The 22641-nt window shown below is 69.8% G+C and carries 22 protein-coding genes; 13 read left to right on the top strand and 9 right to left on the bottom strand.

What is annotated here, in order from left to right; translation table 11 throughout:
• Nucleotides 1-109 precede the first annotated feature (109 nt).
• Nucleotides 110-3268 (top strand): PGF-pre-PGF domain-containing protein, encoded by a 3159-nt coding sequence (locus BM310_RS08525; protein ID WP_089806476.1) that lies wholly within the window; start codon nt 110-112, stop codon nt 3266-3268.
• Nucleotides 3269-3366: 98 nt separating this feature from the next.
• On the opposite strand, the gene hflX is transcribed toward BM310_RS08525, so the two are convergent.
• The gene (gene hflX / locus BM310_RS08520) at nt 3367-4719 is read right to left on the bottom strand and encodes a GTPase HflX (protein ID WP_089806474.1); all 1353 of its coding nucleotides are present in this window, start codon (nt 4717-4719) and stop codon (nt 3367-3369) included.
• Between the two features lie 279 nt (nt 4720-4998).
• On the opposite strand from hflX, the gene BM310_RS08515 reads away from it, so the two are divergent.
• Nucleotides 4999-5331, top strand: coding sequence for an FUN14 domain-containing protein (locus BM310_RS08515; protein WP_089806471.1), 333 nt, complete (start codon nt 4999-5001; stop codon nt 5329-5331).
• 102 nt (nt 5332-5433) lie between these two features.
• On the opposite strand, the gene BM310_RS08510 is transcribed toward BM310_RS08515, so the two are convergent.
• On the bottom strand, nt 5434-6159 hold the full coding sequence (locus BM310_RS08510; protein WP_089806469.1) for a ribosome assembly factor SBDS: 726 nt from the start codon (nt 6157-6159) through the stop codon (nt 5434-5436).
• Nucleotides 6160-6370: 211 nt separating this feature from the next.
• Here BM310_RS08510 and BM310_RS08505 point away from each other — a divergent pair, with 211 nt between their 5' ends.
• Together BM310_RS08505 and BM310_RS21340 are read left to right on the top strand one after the other, a co-directional pair.
• Nucleotides 6371-6697 (top strand): NifU family protein, encoded by a 327-nt coding sequence (locus tag BM310_RS08505; protein WP_089806467.1) that lies wholly within the window; start codon nt 6371-6373, stop codon nt 6695-6697.
• 102 nt (nt 6698-6799) lie between these two features.
• The gene (locus BM310_RS21340) at nt 6800-6964 is read left to right on the top strand and encodes a hypothetical protein (RefSeq protein ID WP_177232563.1); all 165 of its coding nucleotides are present in this window, start codon (nt 6800-6802) and stop codon (nt 6962-6964) included.
• Nucleotides 6965-7014: 50 nt separating this feature from the next.
• On the opposite strand, the gene trxA is transcribed toward BM310_RS21340, so the two are convergent.
• Both trxA and BM310_RS08495 read right to left on the bottom strand, forming a co-directional pair.
• The gene (gene trxA, locus BM310_RS08500; RefSeq protein ID WP_089806465.1) at nt 7015-7353 is read right to left on the bottom strand and encodes a thioredoxin; all 339 of its coding nucleotides are present in this window, start codon (nt 7351-7353) and stop codon (nt 7015-7017) included.
• A gap of 102 nt (nt 7354-7455) precedes the next feature.
• On the bottom strand, nt 7456-8118 hold the full coding sequence (locus tag BM310_RS08495) for a 2,5-diamino-6-(ribosylamino)-4(3H)-pyrimidinone 5'-phosphate reductase (protein ID WP_089806463.1): 663 nt from the start codon (nt 8116-8118) through the stop codon (nt 7456-7458).
• Nucleotides 8119-8225: 107 nt separating this feature from the next.
• Here BM310_RS08495 and BM310_RS08490 point away from each other — a divergent pair, with 107 nt between their 5' ends.
• Together BM310_RS08490 and BM310_RS08485 are read left to right on the top strand one after the other, a co-directional pair.
• Nucleotides 8226-9257, top strand: a complete 1032-nt coding sequence (locus tag BM310_RS08490) for a glycosyltransferase family 4 protein (protein WP_089807113.1) — start codon at nt 8226-8228, stop codon at nt 9255-9257.
• Between the two features lie 83 nt (nt 9258-9340).
• The gene (locus BM310_RS08485) at nt 9341-9754 is read left to right on the top strand and encodes a universal stress protein (protein WP_089806461.1); all 414 of its coding nucleotides are present in this window, start codon (nt 9341-9343) and stop codon (nt 9752-9754) included.
• On the opposite strand, the gene BM310_RS08480 is transcribed toward BM310_RS08485, so the two are convergent.
• Nucleotides 9751-10131, bottom strand: a complete 381-nt coding sequence (locus BM310_RS08480) for a DUF7510 family protein (protein WP_089806459.1) — start codon at nt 10129-10131, stop codon at nt 9751-9753. The two genes, BM310_RS08485 and BM310_RS08480, sit on opposite strands and share 4 nt — an antisense overlap.
• Nucleotides 10132-10220: 89 nt before the next feature.
• On the opposite strand from BM310_RS08480, the gene BM310_RS08475 reads away from it, so the two are divergent.
• From BM310_RS08475 to BM310_RS08465, 3 genes are read left to right on the top strand one after another with little or no spacing between them, the layout of a single operon-like run.
• The gene (locus tag BM310_RS08475) at nt 10221-11492 is read left to right on the top strand and encodes a Single-stranded DNA binding protein (protein WP_089806457.1); all 1272 of its coding nucleotides are present in this window, start codon (nt 10221-10223) and stop codon (nt 11490-11492) included.
• Nucleotides 11489-13546 carry a hypothetical protein gene (locus BM310_RS08470; RefSeq protein WP_089806456.1) on the top strand — a complete coding sequence of 686 codons (2058 nt, stop codon included), beginning with the start codon at nt 11489-11491 and terminating at the stop codon, nt 13544-13546. Before BM310_RS08475 ends, BM310_RS08470 begins: the two co-directional genes overlap by 4 nt.
• 4 nt (nt 13547-13550) lie before the next feature.
• Nucleotides 13551-14345 carry a metallophosphoesterase gene (locus BM310_RS08465; protein WP_089806454.1) on the top strand — a complete coding sequence of 265 codons (795 nt, stop codon included), beginning with the start codon at nt 13551-13553 and terminating at the stop codon, nt 14343-14345.
• Nucleotides 14346-14371: 26 nt separating this feature from the next.
• Here the strand turns inward: BM310_RS08465 and BM310_RS08460 are convergent, their stop codons facing one another.
• The gene (locus BM310_RS08460; protein WP_089806452.1) at nt 14372-14662 is read right to left on the bottom strand and encodes a hypothetical protein; all 291 of its coding nucleotides are present in this window, start codon (nt 14660-14662) and stop codon (nt 14372-14374) included.
• 56 nt (nt 14663-14718) lie between these two features.
• Between BM310_RS08460 and BM310_RS21840 the strand changes: the two genes are divergently transcribed.
• Nucleotides 14719-14844, top strand: coding sequence for a hypothetical protein (locus BM310_RS21840; RefSeq protein ID WP_281246519.1), 126 nt, complete (start codon nt 14719-14721; stop codon nt 14842-14844).
• Between the two features lie 58 nt (nt 14845-14902).
• A complete protein-coding gene (locus tag BM310_RS08450) occupies nt 14903-17749 on the top strand; it encodes a DEAD/DEAH box helicase (RefSeq protein WP_089806449.1) in 2847 nt (948 codons plus the stop codon).
• 76 nt (nt 17750-17825) lie between these two features.
• Here BM310_RS08450 and BM310_RS08445 read toward each other — a convergent pair whose 3' ends face one another.
• Nucleotides 17826-18674, bottom strand: coding sequence for a VOC family protein (locus tag BM310_RS08445; RefSeq protein ID WP_245778448.1), 849 nt, complete (start codon nt 18672-18674; stop codon nt 17826-17828).
• A 291-nt stretch (nt 18675-18965) separates the two neighbouring features.
• Here BM310_RS08445 and BM310_RS08440 point away from each other — a divergent pair, with 291 nt between their 5' ends.
• The gene (locus BM310_RS08440; protein WP_089806445.1) at nt 18966-19676 is read left to right on the top strand and encodes a class I SAM-dependent methyltransferase; all 711 of its coding nucleotides are present in this window, start codon (nt 18966-18968) and stop codon (nt 19674-19676) included.
• Between the two features lie 16 nt (nt 19677-19692).
• Here the strand turns inward: BM310_RS08440 and BM310_RS08435 are convergent, their stop codons facing one another.
• Together BM310_RS08435 and BM310_RS08430 are read right to left on the bottom strand one after the other, a co-directional pair.
• A complete protein-coding gene (locus BM310_RS08435) occupies nt 19693-20016 on the bottom strand; it encodes a hypothetical protein (protein ID WP_089806443.1) in 324 nt (107 codons plus the stop codon).
• Nucleotides 20017-20121: 105 nt separating this feature from the next.
• Entirely contained in the window at nt 20122-22269 is a 2148-nt protein-coding gene (locus tag BM310_RS08430; protein WP_089806441.1) for a CDC48 family AAA ATPase, read from the bottom strand.
• A gap of 191 nt (nt 22270-22460) precedes the next feature.
• Between BM310_RS08430 and BM310_RS21335 the strand changes: the two genes are divergently transcribed.
• Nucleotides 22461-22601 carry a DUF7128 family protein gene (locus BM310_RS21335; RefSeq protein ID WP_177232562.1) on the top strand — a complete coding sequence of 47 codons (141 nt, stop codon included), beginning with the start codon at nt 22461-22463 and terminating at the stop codon, nt 22599-22601.
• Nucleotides 22602-22641 lie beyond the last annotated feature (40 nt).

Raw genomic sequence — 22641 nt, 5'->3', positions numbered from 1 at the left:
GGCAAAAAACCGGCTTCGAGCGGTGAGATAGCGCTATTTCTCTTGCGCTATCTCGTTTGATACCGGTTCGAAAACGTTGAAGTGGCTGATTTTTCTCTATCGGCTATCGATGAAATCGCCACACCGCACGGCCGCGCTACTGGTCGCGCTGTTGTTGCTCTCGTCTAGCACCCCCGTCGCGTTCGTCGGGTTCGCGTCCGCGAACGGGACGACGCCGACCGCTCCCGCAGACGCCCCCGGCGTGAACGCGACGGAGACGGCATGGACGCCCGGAACCGACGCCAACGTCACCGTCGCGTACAACGTCACCGGCGCGTCCGACCCGGCGAACACGACCATCTGGCTCCAGAACGACTCCGGGTTCGCCGTCGACTACGACGCCGACCTGACCGCGGACGCCGGCCGGCGAAACCTCACGTTCGGCCCCGGGTCGGCGTTCGCCGACACCGTGGACGCCGTCGCCGGCGACCGGCGCGTCTGGGTTCGCGGCCACGACGGCGACGAGTCCCGCTTCGAGAGCGCGGCCGTCGGCGTGGTGAACACCACGTCGTCGGTGCGAATCGAGTCGTACTCGCTCGCCTCGACGACGGTGTTGCCCGGCGTCGAGACGACTGTCGCCGTCACGCTGAACAACACCGGGGGCGCGGCGACGACGTTCCGCGTCGCGGCCTACCCCGAGACCGGCGACGCCGACGCGGCGAACGTCTCGCTCGTGGACCTCGGCGCCGGCGCGGTGAAGACGGTGCAACTCCCGGTCGTCTACACCGAACAGTACGCCGGCGAGACGGTGAACTTCACCGTCAACGACGAGGCGCCGACGACGGTCACCGTCTCCGACGCGGCGCCGACGCCCTCGGTCGCGGGCGACTGCCCCGCGGCGTACGGGTCGCCCTGCGTCGCCTCGCCGGCGGACGTCACCGCGATGCGTGGCGACGCCGTCTCCGTGCCGGTCCGGTTCAACCTCACGGGGGCCGTCACCGCCGCCGACGCGAACCTGTCGCTCTCGGGACCGAACGGCCTCCTCGCGTTCGACGCCGACCTCGGGACGGCGAACGGGACGGCGACGCTGACGCTGCCCGCGCGGGCGGCCGCCGGGTCGTACCGCGTCGAGGCGAGCGTCGTGAACGACTCCACGGGTGAACGCGTCTCCGGGTCGTTCTCGATGACCACGGTGACCGTCGTCGGCAACACCTCCGTCGGACTCGTGAGCGTTCCCGAGACGAACCTCACGCGGGGCAGGACGCACGAGGTGACCGTCCGCGTGGACAACACCGGCGAGACAGTGGAGAACCACACCGTCTCCCTCTACCCGGGCGCGTTCCGGACCACGCCCGTCGGAACCGCGACGGTCACCGTCCGTCCCGGCCAGTCGGCTCAGCGGTCGGTGAACGTCACGTTCCCGTCGCACTTCGACACGTCGAAGGCGTACGCGCTCTCGACGGGCGGGTACGAGGGGCCGACGGTGACGCTGGAACCCCTGGTCGAGATGACCTCGCTCACGCACGTCGGCGGCGCGGCGAACACCTCGGCGCTCGGTACGAGTACCATCGCGCCCACCGACGACGGCGGACTGATCCAGTTCGACCTCACCTACGAGGCGCCGGGGAGCGACCGGCCCCAGAACCTGAACGGGTCGGGACTCGACGAGACGAGTCGCTTCGAGGTGGTGCTGGACGTGCCGCACTCGTACGAACCCTCGATTCTCGTCGCCACCGCGCACGACGTGTCGTGGGACGTGGTGAACCGCTCCGACGGCTACGAGGTCACCGTCGTCGCGCAACCGATAGACGCCGCGTACAAGGTCGACGGCCCTGCCTCGGTGTCCGGGTGGGACGACCTGAGCGCGAGCGAGGACGTGGCGACGCACGCCTACACGCCGATGTTCTCGCTCGCGTTCGTCGACAACGGCTCCACGACGATGCGCAACGTCTCGGGGATGGTCGTCGCCACCGACGCTCAGTCGGCGACGGCGCCGTACCCCGGCCTCGTGAACGGGTCGCCGACGCTGAACGTTGACCTCGGCGCGCCACACGAGACGGTGGACGGGCGGAACAACACCGGTCAGTACGAGGCGACCGTTCCTTCGGCCCTCCTCGACCAGTGGGGTGTCTCAGACCCGAGTACGCTCGGCGGGACGTACAAGGGCGACGGCGTCTCGCTGTCGCCGAACGTGACCGCGGACGGCGACGTGCGCGTCGGCTTCCCGACGACGTACTCCACGGGCACGGTCCAACTGTTGCCCGACGCGGCGGCCATCGGCGCGTCCGGCGGCGAGTCGGGGACCGAGGGGTCCGGTGACGGGGGGTCAGACGGCGGTTCGGCCGGCGACACCGACGGGTCGACTGCCGACGGCGGCGGCGATACTGACGACGGCGACGGTTCGTCGGGCGATTCGGACGGTGAGCGGGAGACGAACGCGACGGCCGGCGGTGCGACGGTGGTCGCCACTGCCACGGCGGACGGTCGGGCGGCGGCCGCGAACGTGACCGACGCGCCGGCCGACGAGACGGTCACCGTCCACATCCCGTCCCTGAACGCCTCGGCGACGGCCGCGAACGCCACCGACGGCGTGAACGCGACCGAATCGGCGAACGCGTCGACGGGGCGCAACGCGACGGCCGACGCGGACCGGTCGGACGAACGGTCGCAGGTCCGGGAACTCGGCCTGAACCTCTCGGAGGGGGCGGCCGCACTCTCGGTGACCGTCGCCTCGCACGACGCGGTCCCCGACGGGACGCCCGCACTGAACCCCGGCGGCGGCGCGGGCGACGCGGACGGAGACGGCCGGGGCGACGGCGCCATCGACTACGTGTCGATAGACCTCGCGGGGACGACCGACGACGCCGTCGAGAACGCGACTATCACGTTCGAGGTTTCCGCCTCGAAACTCGAAGCCCGCGGCGTGTCGCCCGACGAGGTGCGACTGTATCGGTTCCACGACGGCGAGTGGCGGACGCTGAACACGACTGCGCTCGGTAACGGGACGTACGAAGCGGTCACGCCCGGGTTCTCCGTGTTCGCCGTCGGGTCCGAGAACGCGACCGAGAACGCCGCGGACGACGCGTCCGCGACGACCGAGGACGAGGCCGCCGGAACGACCGCGACGGGGACTGACGCGGGAGGGACGGCGACGCCGGACCCGAGCGACGCGTCCGCACCGACGGCGGCCGACGAGACAGAGACGACCGAGACGGGCGCGCCCGGATTCGGCGTTCTCGCGGCGTTCGCGGCGCTCTTGGCGGTCACAACGCGGGTTCTGCACCGCTGACGGTCGGCGTCGCTTCGGCTCACGCCGACAGTATGCGGTGACGAGAACAGAACGAGACGGAGGCGAGGACGGACCGCCGCCTCGTCCCGTGCGTGCCGCTACGACCGATAGCCGCCGTCGGCCTCGGCCTCCGCCTCGGCGTCACCGGTCTCTCCGGACTGCACCTCGGCGGCCTTCGCGCGGGCCTTCTCGACGATGGCGGGGCGGGCCTCGAACTCGACGAGGACGTTCTCGCCGTCGTACTCCTCGTTCTCCACGTGGCCGTGGTCGTACAGCCACGAGACGAGGCTCATCGCGTCGTCCGACATCGGCAGGAGCAGGCGCTCCTCGCGCCAGTCGGGCAGTTCGCGCTCGATTCTGTCGGCGAGTGCCCCGACGTTCTCGCCGGTCAGTCCCGAGACGGCGACGGGGTTCGGCGCGAGGGCGCGAAGCGCGTCCATCTTCCGGTCGAGTTCCGCCCCGTCCACCACGTCTATCTTGTTCAGCACCGTCACGATGGGCGCCTCGTTGCGTTCGTACAGCGTGTCGTGGCAGGTGACGAGTTTGTCGCGCATCTCCTCGACGGGTTCGGAGGCGTCCACGACGAGGAGGACGAGGTCCGCGCGGTACACCGAGTCGAGCGTGGACTTGAACGACTCGACCAGCCAGTGCGGCAGGTCCGAGACGAAGCCGACGGTGTCGGTGAGGAGGACGTTTCGGGTCCCCGTCTCGGCGCGGCGCGTCGTCGTCCCGAGCGTGGTGAACAGGCGGTCCTCGGACTCCGCCGTCGGGTCCAGGTCGGGGTGCAAGTCGTCGTTCTCGCCGACTTCGAGGTCCTCGGCGAGTCGACGCATCAGCGTGGACTTGCCGGCGTTCGTGTAGCCCGCGAGGGCGACGAGATCGAACCCGGACTCGCGACGCTGTTCGCGCCGCGTCTCCTCCTTGTCGGCGATGGCGTCGAGTTCGTTCTTGATGCGCGAAATCTGGGCCTTGATGTCCCGTTCGCGCGACTCGTCGTACTCCCCGAGGCCCATGAACCCCGGACGCTCGTCGCGTTTCGCGAGGGAGGCTTTCGCCTCCGCGCGCGGGAGTTCGTACCGGAGTTCCGCGAGTTCGACCTGTAGCTGGGCCTTCCGCGTACTGGCTCGCTGGCCGAATATCTCCAGGATGAGCGTGAAGCGGTCGACGACTTCGACCCCCTCGGGGAGTTTGCCGCCGATGTTGTACGTCTGGTACGGGCCGAGGCGGTTGTCGACGATGACCGCCGCGGCGTCCGTCTCGACGACGAGTCCGGCGAGTTCGTCCACCTTGCCCTCGCCGAAGTGGAACGCGGCGTCCTCCTCGCGCGACTGCGAGAGCGTTCCGACCACGTCGTACCCCGCGGCGCGCGCGAGGTCCGTTATCTCCGACAGGTCGGCTGACTCGCCCGAATCGACGCGCTTGGCGACGACGGCGCGGGTGCCGTCGCTCATCGGCCACACCCGGTCGTCGGCTGGTGTTTCGCCTCCACAGATGTGGACGGTACGCCGTCGAGACAGTTGAACGTTACTCGGCGGTGTTCAACGGTGATGCCGGTCCGTCACCCCGGTTAGCCCGCCTGCCGTGCGTTCACGGTCCATGCGCGCGGGTAGGACGGCCGCTGACTTGTAAGTTCCCCGCGCCCGGACCTACAGTCGTCGTCTCTGACCAGTACGAAATCAGACCTGTCCGACCACACAAAGGTTATATCCGATGCCGCGCCACGTCCGGGCATGCCCGACCCGCTACAACTGTCCATCGACCCCACCTCGCTCGGACTGGAGTTCGGGAGTGGTGCGGTCATCGGCGGCATCATCGGCTTCGCGGCGAAGAAAGTCGCGAAGATAATCGCCGTCATCGTCGGTCTGGAACTGGCCCTGTTCAAGTTCCTCGAATCGCGCGGCATCCTCTCGGTGGATTGGGAGAAACTGACGTCCGGGCTCGTGAAGACGAGTCAGGACGCCGCCACGGGGGCACCGCCCAGTTGGCTCTCCTCGATACTCTCGACGCTCTCCATCTCCGCCGGCTTCACCGGCGGGTTCCTCGTCGGCTTCAAGAAGGGATAACTCGCCGCTCGCTCCGTTCTCGCGTCTCGCCGACGAATATTTTCCGCGCAGTCGTCCGCTCGCGTCGACTCTCTCCGGGGAGTCACCCCCTGCGGTCTCGGCTTACCGCGTACTCAGTTCGTCCTTGTCCTTCACGATGCGCGTCTCCGCCTCGCCGGAGGTGTACTCGTTCACCATGTCGTAGAAGTCGTTCTGCATCCCGGCCGGGAAGGTGACGACGCCGACCCACGACCCGTCGTTCTGCCACTCCTCGCGCTCTAAGTCGCCGTACTCTCTGACCTGCGCCTGCGTCTTCCCCGCGTAGTTCGCGGGAATCTGGACGGCGACGGTCACCTCGTCGAACCGGATGGGGATGACCGGACGGAGCGCCTCCAGCGCGTCGTCCACCTGCGACTCCACCTTCTCCATCGGGTCGACCTTGAACCCTGCCTCCTCTAAGGCGCGTTCGATGCGCTCCGGCGGGTGCGGCGCGTTGTCCATCTGCGGGTTGACCGCGTTGCGGGTGATGGTGTTGATGAGTTGTTTCCGCTTCTGCTCCTGCATCTCCCGGCGCTGCTCGGCGGTGATCTGAATCTCGCCGCGCTTGATGACTTCGGGGATTATCTCCATCGGGTCCGTCGTCCCGAACACCGTCTCCAGGTCCTCCTCGGCCGGTCGGTCGCCGCGAGAGGCGTCCTCGAACACGTCCTCGGCGGCGATGACGTCCTCTAAGTCGCCCTCGAACTCGTCTCGCTTGATGGCGAGGGCCGCGTCCGGGTCGATGAGAACCTCGAAGCGTTCACCGTGAGATTCCAGTCTGGCGGTCACCGCTTCGTCGAGTGAAATCATACCGGGGGATACTCGCTCCGAATTAAAAAGCCCTCCCCGAACGTCACCGCGTGCGGCCGGTCCCGCGTCGGGCGTCGAACTGCCGCCGTGCGGCGTCTCGCGACCCGTGCCGCGGCGCGACGAAACGGGGGTCGGCGTGCCGGCGCGGCGACGCGGACCCGCGCGGTGCCGCGAGGCGAAACGCTATCTCGTCCGTGCGCCTACGCTCCGCATGAGTATCGAGACGAGAGACGGCGAGTCGGGCCTCGAAGACCGACTCGTGCTGTTCATGCGCCGGAACTTCCCGCAGATTCAGATGCACGGCGGGAGCGCGGGCATCGACGCCATCGACGAGGAGTCCGGCGAGGTGTGGATTTCGCTCGGCGGGGCCTGTTCGGGGTGCGGCATCTCGCCGATGACGGTGCAGGCGCTACAGTCGCGGATGGTCGCGGAGTTCGACGAGGTGTCGCAGGTCCACGCCACCACGGGCGGGTCGTTCGACTACGACGCGCCCGACGAGGACCGGTTCGCGCGGAGTCGCGAAGACGCTCCCTTCTGAGGGGTCGTAACCGCCGGTTAACCGCTCGGCCGGCCCCGTACGGCCGGCTTACGGGTTCGCTAGTCGGTGCGTAGCTATACCCGTACAGTCGTATCTTCGTGTATGTCAGGAACAGCGACCGATGCGTCCGAAGCGAAGGCGTACTACCACGTCGTCTGTCGCGACTGTCTCACCGAGTCGGTGCAGACCGACGCGGAGACGGCCGAGCGAGTCCGACGCCGACACGAGTCCGAGACGGGCCACGTCGTCGCGGTCGGGTCGATATAGGCGTCGGCGACCGCGGCGACGCGAAGACGGAGAACGGAGGCCGGACGGCGTCAGTTCGACAGTTCGTCGACGATGTCGAGGAGGTCGGACTTGTCCTGGACGCCGATGACGCGTTTGGCCTGTTCGCCGTCGGCGTAGAACTGTAGCGTCGGCACCGAGCGGATGCCCTCCTCGCGGGCGAGTTCCTGCAGTTCGTCGATGTCGACCTTCAGGACGAGGGCGTCGGTCTCGGCGGCGATCTCCTCGACGGTGGGTTCGAGCATCTTGCACGGGCCGCACCAGTCCGCGTAGAAGTCCACGAGCACCACGTCCGCTCCGGCGACGAGTTCTTCGAGGTGCTCCTGACTCTCGACGTGGACGGGCGTTCCTCGGCTCTCGGGTGTACTCATACGCCCTCCGTAGTCACCGGACTCCCTTAACTATTGAGAGGAGATGCCGACCCGTCGCACGACCGGCCGGTCCGCCGCGTCGACGGACGACGGTTTCGCCCGTCAGTCGACGTCGTACGTGAGGAGGACGCCGTCGTCGACGCGTTCGACGCCGCGGAGGTCCAGCGTCGGGAAGTCCGCCACGAACCCCTCGCCGTCCGCCAACGTCGGCGCGTCGCGCCCGCCGACGACGACCGACCCGACGTACAGGCTGAGTTCGTCCACCAGACCGTCCTCGAACAGCGAGAAGATGACCTCGCCGCCGCCCTCGACCATCGTGCGCTCGACGCCGCGGCGTTCCAGTTCCGCGAACGCCTCGGGGAACGAGACGCGCGTCTCGCCCGCGACGACGACGGTCGCCCCGGCCCGTTCGAGGGCGGCGACTCGGTCCTCCGGGGCGGACTCGCTCACGAGGACGTACGTCGTCGCGGCGTCGTCGACGATGCGGGCGTCCGTCGGGGTGCGCGCGCGGGAGTCGGCGACGACGCGGGCGGGGTTCGGGTCGCGCCCGTCCGCGCGGCGTTCGTCCCGGTACGTCTCGTCGTCCAGCGTCAGGTGCGGGTCGTCCGCGAGGACGGTGCCGACGCCGACGAGGACGGCGTCGCTGTCGGCGCGGACGCGGTCCACGCGGGCGAAGTCGTCCGCCCCGCTTATCTTCACCTGCTCGCGCCGTCGCGTGGAGAGTTTCCCATCGACGCTCGCGGCGGCGTTGACGACGACGTGCATACGGGAGCGTCGGCCGCGTGCGGTAAGCGGATTTCGGTCGGCGGGACGGACAGGAGTTATATGTCTCTCCGTGGTATCTCGTCTCACCAATGCCGCCCAAAGTGCTGATGCTGGGCTGGGGCTTCCCGCCGAACGTGAGCGGGGGTCTCGACACCCACGTCGGGGAGATGTTCGACGGACTGCAAGCGCGCGGCGTAGACATCGAACTCGTCCTCCCGGCGGAGTACGCGCCGGAGGACCGCGACGGGATACACGGCGTCCCGACGGGGGAAGGCGACATCATCACCCGCATCGGCCGTCTCAGCTCCGCGTTCGCCGAACACGCACAGGACGCCGACGTGGTCCACACGCACGACTGGTTCGGCTACGGACCCGGGTCGCGGGCGAAGTCGAACGCGGACGTGGAGTGGGTGACGACGTTCCACTCGCTCTCCTCGGACCGCAACGTCGACCCGCCCAAGCGAGAGGTCGAGACCGAACGCCGCATCGTCGAACGCTGCGACCACCTCCTCGCGGTGAGCGAACTCACGGCCTCGCGCGTCAGGGACCTGTACGGCGGCGACCCCGACGTCATCTACAACGGCTTCTCGAAGTGTGAGACGACCGGGCGCGACCTGAAGGAGGAACTGGACATCGACGGCGACATGCTGTTCTTCGTCGGCCGGCACACCGACCAGAAGGGCATCTCGCACCTCGTCTACGCCATGGAGAAACTCCGCCGCGACGACGTGACGCTGGTCGTCGGCGGGTCGGGCCACCTCACGGACCAACTGAAGAAGTTCGCCGAACTGCTCGACGTGCAGGACCAGATAGAGTGGGCCGGCTACATCCCCGAGGAGGCGCTGGGCGACTACTACGCCTCGGCGGACCTGTTCGTCTCGCCGTCGCTGTCCGAACCGTTCGGCATCACCATCACGGAGGCGCTCTCGGCGGGGACGCGCGTCGTCGCCACCGAGAGCGGCGTCAACGAGGTGCTCCCCGAGGACTGCGTCATCGAAGTCGAACCCGAGTCTGGGTCGCTCGCCGACGGCATCGACTACGGTCTCTCACTGGAGGGACCGCCCGAGTACGACCCGGTGACCTGGGACGACGTGGTGGACGAGACTATCGACTTCTACGAGCGAGTCGCCGGCGAGTAGCGCCGCCGACACCGGCTTTCGTCTCTCGCGGTGACGCCGGTTCCCCCATGCTATATCTCGTGCTGTGTGCTATCTTTTAGCATATGTTCACCGTACTGATGCCGGTCGACGAGAGCGAATCGCGCGGCACGGCGCAGGCCGACGCGGTCATCAGGCTCCCGCACGCGGCCGAAGACGTACGGGTGGTGCTCCTGTACGTGTTCGAGGACAGAACGCAGGCGGGGGGAACCTCGCCCAAGCAGATAGACGGCGGGCGCGCGGCGCACGGCCGACTCAGAGGTGCGGGCGTCAGCATCGAGGAACTGTCGCGCGTCGGCGACCCGGCGACGGAGATACTCTCGGCGGCGGCCGAGACGGACGCCGACTACATCGTCCTCGGGGGCCGAAAGCGGTCCCCGCTCGGGTCGCTGCTGTTCGGCAGCGTCACGCAGGCCGTCGTCCTGGACGCCGACCGACCGGTCACCATCACCGGCGGGGCGAAGGCCAGTCCGTCCTAACGGAGCAGTCGCACGTCCGTCGCCGGTTCCGGGTGGCGGATGCGGTAGCCGTCGGACGTCGGCACCAGTCCCTCTCGGGGGAGACTCTGGCGCGCGGACTGGTACGGCGAGTCGTCGCGGGCCGACTGGTACGGGCTGTCCTGTTGTGCGGACTGATACGGGCTGTCCTGCTGGGCCGGTTGGTACGGGCTGTCGCTTCGCTGGCGCGCGCCGCGTTCGAAGTCCTCCGGCGGGAGGTAGATTCGCTCGCCCGACGCGGACTCGACGACGACGGCGGTGTCTCGGTCGCCGCGCATCGTGATGACCGTCTCGCCGTCTTCGATGCTCAGCGAGAAGGTGACCTGTCCCTCGTCGGCCGCGGTGTCCGCGTCACTCATACCACCGTGTGCGACTGCCCCGCACTTAGCAGTTCGTGCTCGGGGGCCTCCGGGAACCCTTTTTACCGAACGGGACGCAACGTCGGACGATGAACGTGGACGAACACGCCGAGGAACTCGCCTCCACCCTCGGAGTAGACAAATCGGAGGTCAAATCCGACCTGAAGAACCTGCTGTCGTACAGCGTCCCCATCGACGAAGCCAAACAGAGCATCCGCCGCAAACACGGCGGCGACTCCGGCGGGAGTGCCTCCCCGACGGCGAAGGACGTGGCCGACGTGACCACCGAGAACGGCAACGTCACCGTCACCGTGCGCGTGCTGACCGTCGGACGGCGCTCGATTCGCTATCAGGGCGAAGAGCAGACCATCCGAGAGGGCGAACTCGCGGACGCGACGGGGAAGATATCCTACACGTCGTGGGAGGACTTCGGCTTCGAGGCGGGCGACTCCGTGACCGTCGGGAACGCCAACGTGCGCGAGTGGGAGGGCGAACCCGAGTTGAACCTCGGGCAGAGCACCACCGTCGCCGTCGAGACGACGCCCGTCGAGACGCCGTACGAAACGGGCGGCGACACGAACCTCGTCGACCTGCGCGCGGGTGACCGCGGCCGCAACGTGGAGGTTCAGGTACTCGAATCCGAGGAGCGGACCATCTCCGGGCGCGACGGCGACACCACCATCCGGTCGGGCGTCGTCGCCGACGAGTCCGCGCGACTCCCCTTCACCGACTGGGGGGCGCGACCCGAACTCCGCGAGGGCGAGACGTTCCGCTTCGAGGACGTGTACGTCCGGGAGTTCCGCGGCGTCCCGCAGGTGAACCTCTCTGAGTTCACGACGGTGACTCCCCTCGGACGCGACGTGGACGTGAAGGACGAGGCGCCGCGGATGCGCGTCGGCGAGGCCGTCGGGTCGGGCGGGATGTTCGACGTGGAAGTCGTCGGCAACCTGCTCGAAGTCCGCGACGGGTCGGGCCTCATCGAGCGCTGTCCGGACTGCGGGCGCGTCCTCCAGAACAGCCAGTGCCGGACGCACGGCGACGTCGACGGCGAGGACGACATGCGCGTGAAGGCCATTATCGACGACGGGAGCGGGACCGTGACCGCCGTCCTCGACCGCGACCTGACGGAGCGACTGTACGGCGGGACGATGGCCGAGGCGATGGAAGCGGCCCGCGAGGCGATGGACAAGGAAGTCGTCGCCGACGAGATTCGCCGACAGGTCGTCGGCCGGGAGTTCCGCGTCCGCGGCAACCTCTCGGTGGACGACTACGGCGCGAACCTCGAGGCGACCGAGTTCGCCGAGGCGACCGACGACGCCGCCGACCGCGCGACGGCCCTGCTCTCGGAGGTGCGGGCATGAGCGCGATAGAGAACCGCCGCGAGGTCGCGTACCGCCTGTTCGCCGCGGAGTTCGACGACGCGACGCTGTCGTACTCGGAGGGCGACGAGGAACGCGCGCCGAACTACGTCGTCACGCCGACGGGCGCGCGGGTGAACCGCCTGTTCGCCGTCGGCGCACTCACCGAAGTCGAGTCGGTGAACGAGGAGGTCCTGCGGGGGCGCGTGGCCGACCCCACGGACGTCTTCGTCACCTACGCCGGCCAGTACCAGCCCGAGGCGATGAACTTCCTCGACCGGTCGACGCCGCCGATGTTCGTCTCGCTGACGGGGAAGGCGCGGACGTACGAACCCGAGGACTCCGACCGCGTGTTCACCTCCGTCCGCCCGGAGAGCATCAACGAAGTCGACGCGGCGACGCGCGACCGGTGGGTCGTCGCCGCCGCGCGCGCGACGCTCGAACGCGTCGCGACGATGCGGGCCGCGTCGGCGCTGGACCACCGCGGCGACGACCTGCGCGCCGTCCTCGAAGCGCGCGGGGTGGACGAGTCGTTAGCGACGGGCGTCCCCCTCGCCATCGACCACTACGGCACGACCGAACACTACCTCGAAGCCGTCCGGACGATGGCGGTTCAGGCGCTCGAACTCGTCGCCGGCGAACGCGACGCCGTGGACTCGCTGAGCGTCGCCCCCGACGAGGCCGGACCGGACGAACTCGGACCGCTCCCCGACGTTCCGGCGTCGACGCCGCCCGAGGGCGGCGACGTCGCGATTACGGAGGCTCGCGAGTCGGCCCAGGCAGGCGGTCTCGCGGCGGGCGACGACGCCGACGCCGACGCGGACACCGGAGCGGAGACGGCGGACGCGGGAGCGACGGGCGCGGAAACGACGGCGGAGTCGACGACGGAGACGACGGGGACGGAGACCACGTCGGACGCGGGGACCACGTCGGATACGGAGACGACGCCGGACGCGGACGCCGCGACCGGCGGAACCGACGAAGCGCCCGGTTCGGCCGAGGCGGCGTCGTCCCCGGCCGGGACCGCAGACGGCACGGAGACGCCCACTGAGACGGAACCCACCACCGGGACCGAATCGGACCAGTCCGAACCGACACCGACCGGGACCGAGACCACGGAGACGAAGGAACCGGCACACGCGGACGCGTCGGAACCTGAGACGGCAGAGACGGCGGCGCCCGAACCCTCGGAGACCGCGGACCCGGACCCGACCGAATCGCCGACCGACGCCGACGCCGGTGACGACTCGGAGCCGGCACAGTCGGGCGGTCTGGGCGACTTCGACGCGGGCAGGTCCGACGAACCGGCGGCCGAGACGGACGACGGCGACGGCCCGGGCGGTCTGGGCGACTTCGACGCGGGCGACGCGGCGACGACCGACGCGGGCGACGACGAACCGGACGCGGACGCGGACGCCGCCGCGACCGGGGAGATGTACGAGATGGACGAGGAGGAACGCGCCGAGATAGAGGCGGAGTTCGGCGCGGAGTTCTCCACCGGAAACGAGGTCGACGACCCGGGCGAGGCCGACATCGACGTGCCGGACGCCGACGACCTGGAGGCGCAGGCCGCCGAGGCGAACGCCGGGACGAACGGCGAGGCGCCGACCGGCGGGGACTCGGCGGCGGAACCGGCCGCGCCGCCGGAAGACGCTCGCCCGGACACGCAGTCACCCGACGCGGCGGCCGCCGACTCCCCGGACGGGGCCGTCGCCGACGACGTCGAGACGCCCGACGAGGCCCAGACGGCGGCCGGCGACTCGGTCCCCGCTTCGTCCGACGGCGACACCGACGACTCGGCCGGCGGCGACGAACCGGCGGGTGCGGACGAATCCGGCGACGCCGACGAATCGGCCGCGGACGTGGACCTCGAAGACGCCGTGGTCGAGGTGATGGCGGACCTCGACGACGGCGACGGCGCGGACCGCGAGGCGGTCGTCTCCGCCATCGTCGACCGCTACGGCGCGGACGCCGGCGACGTCGAGGACGCGATTCAGGACGCGCTGATGAGCGGCAAGTGCTACGAACCGAGCGAAGGGACGCTGAAGTCCATCTGAGCCGATGGCACGCCGAGGCGACCGGCCGATAGTCGAACCGGTGCCGGGCGACCCGGCGGCCGTCGCGCGCCTCGGTCCCGAGGCGGCCGACGAGACGGCACTCGTCGTCGCCGACTACCACGCGGGCATCGAGGCGGGCCTGCGCTACGAACGCGGCGTGGAACTCGACAGCGACGCCGACGTGCGCCTCGCGCGCCTCACCCGACTGCTCGACGAGACGGCCCCGGACCGACTGGTCGTCCTCGGCGACCTGGGTCACCGCATCGGGAACCCGCGCGGCGACGAGACCGACGAGTTGGAGACGTTCGTGGAGCGAGTCACCGCCCGCGTGCCGGTGACGCTGGTCCGCGGCAACCACGACGGCGGCATCGACGAGGCGTTCGGCGACCGCATCGAGGTGACGGACGGTGCCGGCGTCAGACTCGGCCGCGTCGGCTTCGCCCACGGCCACACGTGGCCGTCGCGCGAGGTGGTCGAGAGCGACGTGGTCTGCACGGCGCACGAACATCCGGCGGTCCGCCTCGAAGACTCGGTCGGCGGCGGCCGGAAGGAACGGGCGTGGCTTCGCGGGCCGATGAACCCCGACCCGTTCGCCGAGCAGTTGGGACTGGACGCGACCGACCTCGATTGGAAGGGGCCCGAACTCGTCGTCTTCCCGGCGTTCAACGACCGCTCCGGCGGCACGTGGGTGAACGTCGAGGGACAGGGATTCCTCTCGCCGTTCCTCCCGGCGGGCGTGTTCGACGCCGACGCCTACCTGCTGGACGGGACGCGACTCGGGCCGTACCGGTCGGTGTGAGGCCGCCGTCGGACGCCTGAAGCCGCTCAGACGAACTCCCAGCCGACGGCGAGGGCGAACAGGACGCTCCCGGCGACCGTCAGGTAGAGGAGCGGACCCCACTCCTCGGGGCCGTCGTAGGCCGCCGGACGGACGGCGTTGTAGCCGACCACGCCGAGTATCACGCCGCCGCCGAGGACGGCGACTGCCGACCACGCCGTGCCGTCTGCGACGTAGTCCGCGACGCCGCCTGCGACGCCGGCGGTGCCGAACGCGAACAGCGAGCAGAGGTACGCGGTGCGGGGACGCACGCCCAGTCGTTCGTCCCCCTCGCTCATGAATGTCCGGCGGAGGGCGAATAGAGCTAACCGTGGGCCGCGAGAATCGGCCGGTCATGCGAACGTCCACCGCCATCATCGTCGCCGGCATCGCCCTGTTCCTGCTCCCCTTCCCCCCCACGTTCACCATCGGCGCGCTGGTCATCCTCGCCGGCGTCGCGTACCGCTTCCTCGCGGAGTGACGACGCCTCGAACGCCGCGAGCGGTGTGCTTAATCCGCTCGCACCGTTACGGCTGACGATGGCAGACGCGACCCGCGTGCAGGGGATGGACGCGTTCACCGCCCTCGGCGAGACGGTCCGCGCGGCGCTCTCCGAACGCGGATTCACGACGCCCACGGAGCCACAGCGACGCGCGATTCCCCCGCTCGCCGCCGGGAACGACGCCCTCGTCATCGCCCCCACCGGGACGGGCAAGACGGAGACGGCGATGCTCCCGGTCCTCGACGCGATCGTCGAATCTGACGCCGAGGACCGGGCGGGCATCTCGGCGCTGTACGTCACGCCGCTTCGCGCGCTGAACCGCGACATGCGGGAGCGACTCGACTGGTGGGGCGCGGAACTCGACGTCGAGGTGGACGTGCGGCACGGCGACACCACGCAGTACCAGCGACAGAAGCAGGCGAACGACCCGCCGGACGTGCTGGTGACGACGCCCGAGACGCTGCAGGCGATGCTGACGGGCGAGAAGTTGCGAAAGGCGCTGTCGGACGTGCGGCACGTCGTCGTCGACGAGGTGCACGAACTCGCCTCGGCCAAGCGCGGCGCGCAGTTGACCGTCGGACTCGAACGCCTCCGCGCGCTGGCGGGCCCGTTCCAGCGCATCGGCCTCTCGGCGACGGTGGGGTCGCCCGAGGAAGTCGGGAAGTTCCTCACCGGCGACCGCGGGTTCGACATCGTCGAGGTGGAGGCCGGCAGCAAGGTGGAGTTCACCGTCGTCCACCCCGAGGTGACCCGCGAGGACCAGACGCTGGCCGGTCAGTTGGCCACGGAGGACGAGATGGCCAGCCACGTCCGGGCCATCCGCGACATCGTGCGCGACCACGAGTCGACGCTCGTGTTCGTCAACACCAGACAGACCGCGGAGGCCCTCGGCTCGCGCTTCAAGGCGCTCGACGAACCGATCGAACTCCACCACGGGTCGCTGTCGAAGGACGTGCGAATCGACGTGGAGGACCGGTTCAAGTCCGGCGAGTTGGACGGCCTCGTCTGCACCTCCTCGATGGAACTCGGCATCGACGTGGGGCGGGTGGACCACGTCGTCCAGTACGGCAGTCCGCGCGAGGTGTCGCGCCTCCTCCAGCGCGTCGGCCGGGCGGGCCACCGCCGCGACCAGACCTCCCACGGGACCATCGTCACCTCCTCGCCGGACGACACCCACGAGGCGTTGGCCATCGCGCGGAAGGCCGAGGCGGGTGAGGTCGAACCCGCGCGCATCCACCACGCGAGCCTCGACACCGTGGCGAACCAGATAGTCGGCGTCGTGATGGACTACGGCGAGGTGTCCGCGCGGGAGACGTACGATCTGGTCACCGCCGCGTACCCGTTCCGCGACGTGGACGAGGAGACGTTCCGCGAGATAGTGCGAGAGCTGTCGAGCAACCGCCTGCTGTGGGTGAACGAGGAGAAGGACCTGTTAGAGAAGTCCGGCGGCACCTGGCAGTACTTCTACGCGAACCTGTCGATGATACCCGACGAGGAGACGTACGACGTGTACGACATGTCCTCGCGCGGGCAGATAGGGACGCTCGACGAACGGTTCGTCGTCAACTTCGCCGAACCGGGCGCGTCGTTCATCCAGCGCGGCGAGATGTGGCGCATCAACGACATCGACGACGACGAGGCGCGGGTGAACGTCACGCCCATCGAGGACCCCTCGGGCGAGGTGCCGTCGTGGACCGGGAGCGAGATACCCGTCCCCGCGCACGTCGCCGGAGAGGTCGGCGAGATTCGAGAGACGGCGGCCCGGCAGTTCGAGATGGGCGGCGAACGGAACGCCGTCGCGCGCGACTTCCTCGGGCGCTACCCGACGGACGAGCGCACCGTCTCGAAGTCGCTGCGGCCCACGGAACGACAGGTCGAGGCCGGGTTGCCGGTGCCGACGGCCGACCGACTCGTCCTCGAGGGGCAGGGGCGGAACGTCGTCCTCAACTCCCCGTACGGCCACCGCGTCAACGAGACGCTGGGACGGATGCTGGCCGCTCTCGTCGGCCAGCGCACCGGGTCTTCGGTCGGTATCGAGACGGACGCCTACCGCGTCGAGTTCGAGGTGCCGCCGAGCGCCTCGGTCCACGACTTCACGGAGGTGTTGGAGACGACGGACCCAGACCACGTCGAAGGCGTCCTCGAACTCGCCCTGAAACACTCCGAGTCGCTGAAGTTCACGCTGGCGCAGGTGGCGGCGAAGTTCGGCGCGCTGAAGCGCTATCAGGGGAACCAGCGGTTCGGCGGCGACAGACTGCTGGCGGCCCTCGAAGACACGCCCGTCTACGACGAGGCGGTCCGGGAGGTGTTCCACGTCGACCTGGCCGTCGCGGAGACGGCCGAGTTGCTCCGGCGGATTCAGACCGGCGAGGTGGCGCTGGAGACGGCGCGGGAACGCACGCCCATCGGTATCGACGGCCGGTCCAGCGGGCGGGAACTCCTCGTTCCCGAGAACGCCGACGCGAGCGTCATCCAGGCCGTCAAGGAGCGAATCCGGAACGACCGGGTCATCCTCCTGTGCCTGCACTGCACCGACTGGAAGACGACGCGGAAGGTGCGCCGCGTCCGCGACCAGCCGGAGTGTCCGGAGTGCGGCGCGACCCGAATCGCCTGCCTGAACCCGTGGGACGACGAGACGGTGAAGGCCGTCCGCGCGAACGACCCCGACGAGGAGCAGGAGCGACTGAAGAGGCGGGCGTACCGGTCCGCCAGTCTGGTCCAGAGCCACGGGCGGAAGGCCGTCGTCGCCCTCGCCGCCCGGGGCGTCGGCCCGCAGACGGCGGCGCGCATCATCGGTAACCTCCGCGAGGACGAGGACGACTTCTACCGCGACATCCTCGAACAGGAGCGACAGTACGCCCGCACGCAGTCGTTCTGGGACTGACAGCCCCCGAGTGGCCCCGTTCGGCGCGCGGTGACTCGCGGCCCGCGGCCGTCGGTCATCTGCCTTCGGCCGTCGGCTAGCAGCCCCTGAACCGGACCTCGTTACCGTCCGGGTCGGTGACGGCGAACCCGTCGTCCGTCTCGGCCGGCCGACGGCCGCGCTCTGCGAACCGTTCTCGAAGCGCGTCGAACGCGGTCGAATCCGGCACGACCACCTCGAACCACGACAGACCGCGGCCCCGAACGGGCTCCGTCCGGCGGTTCCAGGTGTTCGCCGCGACGTGGTGGTGGTACCCGCCCGCCGAGACGAAGGACGCGGCGGGGACCGACATCTGCATCTCGAAGCCGACGGTGTCCACGTAGAACGACCGGAACGACTCCAGCGAGGTGGTCTCGAGGTGGACGTGCCCGACGTCCGTGTCCGGCGGCGCGTCCGACCGGCCCGCGGCGGCGGCTTCGACGGCGTCGAGGTCCAGGGGGTCGGTGCTCATCCGGACGGTGCCGTCGTCGGTCACGGGCCACGCGTCGCGCGGGAAGTCGCGGTACAGTTCGACGCCGTTCCCCTCCGGGTCGGTGAGGTACAGGGCTTCGCTGACGCGGTGGTCGGAGGCGCCGTCGAGGTGCCACCGGTCCCGCACTCGCCGCAGTGCGTCGCCGAGGGCCCCGCGCGAGGGGAGTCTGAACGCGTTGTGATAGAGGCCCGCGCGCGTCCGGCCCCGTTCGGGTGCGTCTCCGTCCCCCTCCAAGACGAGTAGCGGCGACTCGTCGACGCCGAGGACCGCAGTCGTCTCCGCGCGGTGGAGGACGCCGAGTCCGACGACGTCGCGGTAGAACGCGGTCACTTCCCCGAGATCAGAGACGCGGAGCGCCGTCCGCCCGAGACGCGTCCCGTCCGGGAGCGCGCCCGCGTCCGAGGTGGCCGTCACACCGGTCCTCCGTGCGGCGCGCGGTGCGGAGCGACGCCCGCGTGCCGCGTCGCGGACTCCGCCGAAGTTCGTGGTTTCATCTCGCAATCCAGTTCGTTCGCGAACCGGATATAGCTCCGGCAACGGTCGCATCACCAGGTTACGACGACGCAACCGCCGCCGGGAGGCGTTCGACGACGCGCGGACCGACCCACCGACCACGCGTCACCGCCTCGCCGCGAGCGCCGGCCTATCACGTTAGATACCCACACACGTCGGGAGTTTATCACGTTCGCCGTCGTCCGACCGCCCATGCCGGACGACGCTCTCGGCACGGCGATGTGGGACTACCTGCGCGGCGACTACGACGGGTCCTGCGTCCACCGCGACCCGGCGACGGGAGAGACGTGGGACGCGCGGGTCGAACACCACTACTTCGAGCCGTACGCGGGGTGGAGCGACGAGGCGAAGGCGTTCGCGGACGGGTTAGAGACGCCCCTCCTCGACGCCGGGTGCGGGGCGGGCAAGCACGCCCGAGTCGTCTCGCTCCGCGGGCGCGTCGTCGCCTTCGACGCGAGTCCGATGGCCGTCCGGACGGCCCGCGCCCGCGGCGTGGACGCGTTCGTCGCCGACATGTTCCGCCCGCCCGTCCGCGCGGACCGCTTCGAGACTGCGCTCGTGAACGGGACGCAGGCGACGCTCGCGCAGTCGGGCGCCGAACTCCGCGACTTCCTCGGCGAACTCGCGCGAGTCACGACGGCGACGGGCGACGCGTGGGTGGACTCGTACGACCCGACCCGGGCCGCCGGGTCGCACGGCCACCGCGAGACGGACGAGGCGGGCGTCGGTCGCCGGCGGTTCCGCGTGGAGTACCGCGGCCGCGACCTGGTCGGCCCGCGACTCTCGTTTCGGACGTTCTCGCCGGACCGACTCCGCGACACCTGCGAGGGGACGGCGTGGTCCGTCGCCGAGGTGCGGCGCTACGGCGACGTCGGGTACTTCAGGGCGCGTCTGGCGAAGTGAGCGCGTTCGAGCGGTCTCAGCGCCACGACCCGGGATACGCGGGGTTCCGTCGCGGGAGGAAGGGCGCGACGAGGGCGAGGACGCCGACGAGGAGGAACGCGCCGAGGAGTACGGGCGTGGTGGCGACGGCGGCGAGCACCGCCCACCACGACGCCGTCCCCGCGGCCACGCCGGCGAGGACGTCGGGTCGGAACGCGAGGAAGGCCAGCAACATGAACACCGCCTCCATGAAGGCGACGCGGAGGAGGGCGCGGACCAGCCACCACGTCGCCGAGACGGGGCCGCCGGTCAACTGGCCCCACTCCCGGTCGACGCGACGACGCCACCCGGACGTGTTCACGGCCGTTCCCTCCCCGTCGCGCGTTCCGAATGCATACTGTAGGGAGGCGTGACGCTCCGATAAAGCCGTATTGTGGATTCCAGAGACAGTCAGGGAAGCGGGCGTCTACTCCTCGGCGGGCGTGACGAGGGCGAGGGCGGCGTCGAAGTGTTCCTGCGTGACGAGTATCTCGTCGGCGTGTTCGTTCGCCTCTGCGCCCTCGTAGGCGTCGGCCACCTCCTCGATGGCCCGCATCGTCGCCTCGCGGCAGACCGCCTGGATGTCCGCGCCGGAGAGGCCGTCCATGTGCGCCGCGAGTTCGTCGAGGTCCACGTCGTCGGAGAGCGGTTTCTCGCGGGTGTGGACGCCGAGGATGGCCCGCCGCGCGTCCACGTCCGGGTCGGGGACGAGGACGTGCGACTCGAGGCGGCCCGGCCGGAGGAGGGCCGGGTCGAGGGCGTCCTTGCGGTTCGTGGCCGCGAGGACGACGACGTTCGGGTTGTCCACCAGCCTGTCCAACTCGGTCAGCAGTTGGGAGACGACGCGTTCGCCGACGCCCGAGTCAGACCCCATCGCGTCGCGGTTCGCCGCGATGGCGTCTATCTCGTCGAAGAAGACGATGGCGGGCGCGGCCTGCCGGGCGCGTTCGAACACCTCTCGGACGGACTTCTCGGACTCGCCGACGTACCGGTCGAGCAGTTCCGGCCCGGCGACGTGGATGAAGTTGACGCCGCTCTCGCCGGCGATGGACCGCGCGAGCAGCGTCTTCCCGGTGCCCGGCGGGCCGTGCAGGAGGACGCCCGACGGCGGCGTCGTGTTCGCCGCCTCGAACAACGGCGCGTACGTGAGCGGCCACGTGACGCTTCGCTCCAGCGTCCGCTTCGCCTCTTCCAGTCCGCCCACGTCGTCGAACGTCGTCGTCGGTGCCTCGGCGACGTACTCGCGCATCGCCGACGGTTCGACGCTCGCCATCGCCGCCTCGAAGTCCTCGCGGGTGACCTCCAACTCGCCGAACGAAATCGTCTCGCCGCCGCGGCGGGCGCGACGGAGGGCGGTCATCGCCGCCTCCTTCGCCAGCGATTCGAGGTCCGCCCCGACGAAGCCGTGGGTCCGCGCGGCGAGGCGGTCCACGTCCACGTCCTCTGCGAGCGGCATCCGTCGGGTGTGGACCTCCAGAATCTCCCGGCGCCCCACCTCGTTCGGGACGCCGATTTCGATTTCGCGGTCGAACCGACCGCCGCGACGGAGTGCGGGGTCGAGCGAGTCCACGCGGTTGGTCGCGCCGATGACGATGACGTCGCCGCGGGCGGCCAGCCCGTCCATCAGGCTGAGCAGTTGGCCGACGACGCGGTTCTCCACGTCGCCGCCGTCGTCGCGCTTGCCCGCGATGGAGTCTATCTCGTCGAAGAAGACGATGGCCGGCGCGTTCTGCCGCGCCTCCTCGAACTTCTCTCTGAGTTTCTCCTCGGACTCGCCCTTGAACTTCGACATTATCTCCGGGCCGGAGATGGTGATGAACGTCGCGTCCACCTCGGTGGCGACGGCCTTCGCGATGAGCGTCTTCCCGGTGCCCGGCGGGCCGTGCAGGAGGACGCCCTTCGGCGGGTCCACGCCGAGGTGGGCGAACACCTCCGGTTCCGACAGGGGGAGTTCGATCATCTCGCGGACGAGGTCCAACTCCTCGTCGAGGCCGCCGATGTCCTCGTAGGTGACGCCGGTCGGAGCGTCCTCGTCCTCGCCGCCGGAGACGCTGGTGACGACGCGACTCACGCGGCCCTCCTTGGTGAGTTTCAGCCGCGTCGACGACGTGACGCGGACCATGCCGTCCGGCGACGTCTCGCTGACGACGAACGGGTCCGAACTCAGCGACTCGAAGCGAATCTGTCCGCCCGACTGGATGGGGCGGTCCTGAATCGCCCGCTTGATGAGTTCGACCGCCCGGTCGTCGTCGGAGAACGCCACGTCGTCGGGCATCGACAGCGTCACCGACGCGGCGTCCTCGACGTCCACCTTCCGGACGTGTACCGTCTCGCCTATCTTCGCGTCGGCGTTCGCCCGCGTGTCGGCGTCGATGAGGACGACGCCGTCGGGCGTCCCGCCGCCGGCGGGCCACACTTTCGCCACCGTCTCGCGGCCCCCTTCGACGACCACCGTGTCGCCGCTGAGGACGCCGAGACGCTGCCGCGCCCCCTCGGGGAGGCGAGCGATGCCCCGCCCGGCGTCTCGCTTCTCCGCCCCGCGAACGGTGAGTTCGAGGCCCTCGTCGTCTGCCATGGCGTCGGCTTCGGGTGCGTCGGTCTTGAGAGTAGCGTCTGCGAGCGGTCGTCCGGCGGTCGAATCTCACCCGGCGAACCGGCGGTCGGCCGTCGGTTCGACGACTGTCGGTCACCGCCTCTCACATCCCGTCCGAACGCCCGCCGTCGTTTGGCAGAAACGTTATGCGTCGTGATAGCACACCACTTCACATGGTGTCCACGACGGAGAAAGACGGCGCGACGTGGTACCGCTGTGACGAGTGCGGGCTGATGTTCGACGCCGAATCCGACGCGCAGACGCACGAGACGAACTGCGACAGCGACGACGACAGTCCGTCGTACCTCCAGTAGTCCGGCCGGTGACGGAGGGAGAGCGGAGCACGGAGCGGAA

The organism is Halogeometricum rufum (assembly GCF_900112175.1).
Lineage (GTDB): Archaea > Halobacteriota > Halobacteria > Halobacteriales > Haloferacaceae > Halogeometricum > Halogeometricum rufum.
Note: the sequence above shows the minus strand (reverse complement) of the source record. Positions and strands in the feature narration are given on the sequence as shown.